2 pseudogenes are annotated in these 3,658 nt (G+C 73.9%); one reads left to right on the top strand and one right to left on the bottom strand.

Annotated features, from left to right (window positions below):
- Positions 1-794, bottom strand: a pseudogene (locus tag JNW89_RS30810) (hypothetical protein); the annotation flags it as partial.
- A gap of 266 nt (positions 795-1,060) precedes the next feature.
- Between JNW89_RS30810 and JNW89_RS37885 the strand changes: the two are divergent.
- Positions 1,061-3,658 (top strand): annotated as a pseudogene (locus JNW89_RS37885) (glycoside hydrolase family 3 N-terminal domain-containing protein); the annotation flags it as partial.

The following is a 3,658-nucleotide window of genomic DNA, read 5'->3' on the forward strand; positions in this document are numbered from 1 at the left end:
CGTCCGGGAGCACCGGCAGTTCCTCGGCCCTCCGCCGGGCGATCAGCGCGGGCGACCGGAGGATGCCCCCGTCCGGAGCCACCTCCAGGACGAGCCGCCGCCGGCCGAGTCGTACGGCGACGGCACCGCCGGTCCGGCCCTCGGCGCGGAGCAGGATCGCGGCCTCGGCCGCCCACCTGTCCACCGCGCAGTCGAGCCCTGGCGGCGCCGCCTGCGACCATTCGCCGTCCACTGTGCGGTGGCGGTCGGCGGGCAACCGGTCCGCTCCCGACCGCGTCCTCAGCTCGTCGGCCCGACGCGCGTCCCAGAGGTGCCGGTGCAGGTCGAGACGGAACCGACGGTCGGGGTGTGGATGGGGGTGCCGGCCGTCCCCGTGGCCGTCCCAGAGCGCCAGGCTGAAGCGCTGACCGGCGTCCGCCCAGGCCGGTGGCGTGCGGGCCACCAGGTGCACGGCGGCGCCGTCGCGTCCGGCCTCGTCGTACCGAGCGAGCGCGATGGTCAGGCCGGGACGTAGCAGCCCGTCAGGGGCGATCCTCGGCAGGTGCCAGCGCAACAGGTCGGGCGCCAGCTCCCGAAGGTCGCCCGGACCGGGCCGCGAGTTCCCGACCGTGGGTGCGGGCCACCGCGCGCAGGCTCGGGTCGACGTCGACGCGCGCGGCGGCGCACGCCCCGGCCCAGTCGCCGACGCGGCGACGGGCGGTCGCAGTCTCGATCATGGACGGCGGCACGGCGAACTCGCGCACGCGCCGCCACAGGGAAAGGCGAGAATCCGCGTCCGCGGCCCGGGGGTGCATCAGCACTCACCTTGCGCGGACGGAACCCCCAATCTGCCACAGAGGGTCATCATCGCGAGGGAGCATACCGCTCCGCACACCAGCTCTGCCAGGTTTTTTCACCGGCCCCAACGCCGCGCGCGGGTCGGCCACGTTCACCGCGCCCGACTTTTATTGCGCCGTAATATTGACGCGCCCTGATGGGATTGGGAAGGATTCCTTACCGGGACGAGGGCGGTGCCGCACCGAGAGGGTGCGGGCGGCCGACTCCCGTAGGGAGGCACCACATGAGTTCATGCTGGCGCAGCCGCGTCGCACTCGTCGGAACCGTCGTCCTGGCCGCATCGCTGCTGCCGGCGTCATCCGCTTCGGCCGCGAGCACCCAGACCGTCACCGTCGCCGCGGACCGGTCGGTCCAGACCGTCGGCGAGGGTGGCCGGGCGGAGGTCACCGTCTCGGTGACCACCTCGGACGGACGCCCGTTGGCGGCCCCGACGACCGTCCGCTACACCACGGGCAGCGGCACCGCCACCGCCGGCGCCGACTACGCCCCGGTCGCCGGCGCACTGACCTTTCCGGCCGGCAGCCGGTCCGGCACCGCCCGACCGATCACCGTCACCGTCCACACCGACCGGACGGCCGAAACGGCCGAGACCATCCCCCTGACGCTCGCCACGGGCTCCACCGGCGCCACCGTCGGCGGCCAGCCGGTCCTGGTGGTCAACGCGCACGGCCTGCCATACCTCGACCGGAGACTGCCGGTCGACCGGCGCGTCGCCGACCTGCTCGGCCGAATGACGGTCGAGGAGAAGATCGGCCAGATGACCCAGGCCGAGCGGGCCGCCGTCGCGGCCGATCCCACGCTGGTCGCGCAGTGGCGGCTCGGCTCCGTGCTCTCCGGCGGGGGCTCGACGCCCGCCACCAACACGCCGGCCGCCTGGGTCGACATGGTCAACGAGTTCCAGGCCCAGGCGCTGAGCACCCGACTGCAGATCCCGATGATCTACGGCATCGACGCCGTGCACGGGCACGGCAACGTGTACGGGGCCACCGTCTTCCCGCACAACGTCGGCCTCGGGGCCACCCGCGACCCCGCCCTGGTCGAGCGGATCGGGCACGCCACCGCGACCGAGGTGCGCGCGACCGGCATCCCGTGGAACTTCGCGCCGTGCGTGTGCGTCTCCCGCGACGAGCGCTGGGGGCGCAGCTACGAGAGCTTCGGCGAGGACCCCGCGCTGGTCATCCCGATGGAGACCGTCATCGACGGCCTGCAGGGCCGCCGCGCCGGCCAGCTCGACGACGCCGACCGGGTGCTGGCCACCGCCAAGCACTACGCCGGCGACGGCGACACCGACTACGACGAGGCCACCGCGGCCGCCAACGAGGGCAAGCCGTGGTGGGAGCAGCGGTACCCCATCGACCAGGGCGTGACGGTGACCGACCGGGCCCACTTCGCCCGGACCGACCTCTCGCCCTACGGTCCCGCCCTCTGGCGACACGACGTCGGCAGCGTGATGCCCTCCTTCTCCAGCGTGGACTGGACCGAGGACGGGCTCGGCAACCCGACCAAGATGCACGCCAACCGAGAGCTGCTCACCGACGTCCTGAAGGGCCGGATGGGCTTCGACGGGTTCCTGATCTCCGACTGGGAGGGCATCCACCAGATCCCCGACCCGGCCGAGCCGACCAACACCGGCCTGACCGCGTACAAGGTCCGGGTCGGCGTGAACGCCGGCACCGACATGTTCATGGAACCGAACACCGCCCCGCAGTTCGAGGAGCTGCTCCTGGCCGAGGTGACCGCCGGCCGGGTCAGCCGGGCCCGCCTCGACGACGCCGTGCGGCGCATCCTGCGCAAGAAGTTCGAGCTCGGGCTCTTCGAGCAGCCGTACGCCTCGGCGGCGAACGTCGACCAGGTCGGCAGCGCGAAGCACCGGGCGATCGCCCGGGACGCGGTGGCGAAGTCGCAGGTGCTGCTGAAGAACGCCGAGCGGGCGCTGCCGCTGCGCCGCAACGCCAACCTGTACGTCGCCGGTCGCAACGCCGACGACATCGGCAACCAGGCCGGCGGCTGGACGATCACCTGGCAGGGCCAGTCGGGCGACCTCATCCCCGGCACCACGATCCTGGAGGGCATCCGGCAGGTGGCGCCGCAGGCCCAGGTCACCTACAGCGCGGACGCCTCGGCGCCCACCGCCGGCGCGACGTCGGCGTGGTGGTGGTCGGCGAGACGCCCTACGCCGAGGGGTACGGCGACGTCGGCGGCCCGGAGTGCGGCTGGTGCTCGACGCCCCAGCAGGAGGAGAAGTCGCTGCGCCTGCAGCCCGCCGACCAGGCCGTGATCGACAAGGTCTGCGCCGAGATCGAGACGTGCGTCGTCCTCGTGGTCTCCGGACGGCCGCAGATCGTGACGGACCAGCTCGGCAGGATCGACGCCCTGGTGGCGTCGTGGCTGCCCGGCAGCGAGGGCGCCGGTGTCGCCGACGTCCTCTTCGGCCGGCGGCCCTTCACCGGCCGCCTCCCGGTGACCTGGCCGCGCAGCCAGGCCCAGGTGCCGATCAACGTCGGCGACCGGGACTACCGACCGCTGTACCCGTTCGGCTGGGGACTGCGGACCGACCACGGCCGGTCCGGGCTGGCGGCCGTGGCCGACCAGCGGCCGGAGCTGCGCGCGGCGCTGGCGTCCGGCAACTGGAACGCCGACGGCTCACTGCGCAACGCGCCGGAGGTGCTGCGGCCGCTCGGCCGGCAGCTCGGCACGGGTCAGGGCTCCGCCGCGCGGAACGACGCGATCCTCGCGGTGGCCCGCGAGGCCGCCCAGGCCGCGGTCGTCCGGGCAGCGCGCCGGCGGACTGGGCGACGCGTGATCGCCGAGGCCGACCGGG

It is taken from the genome of Micromonospora sp. 4G55, from assembly GCF_016803375.1.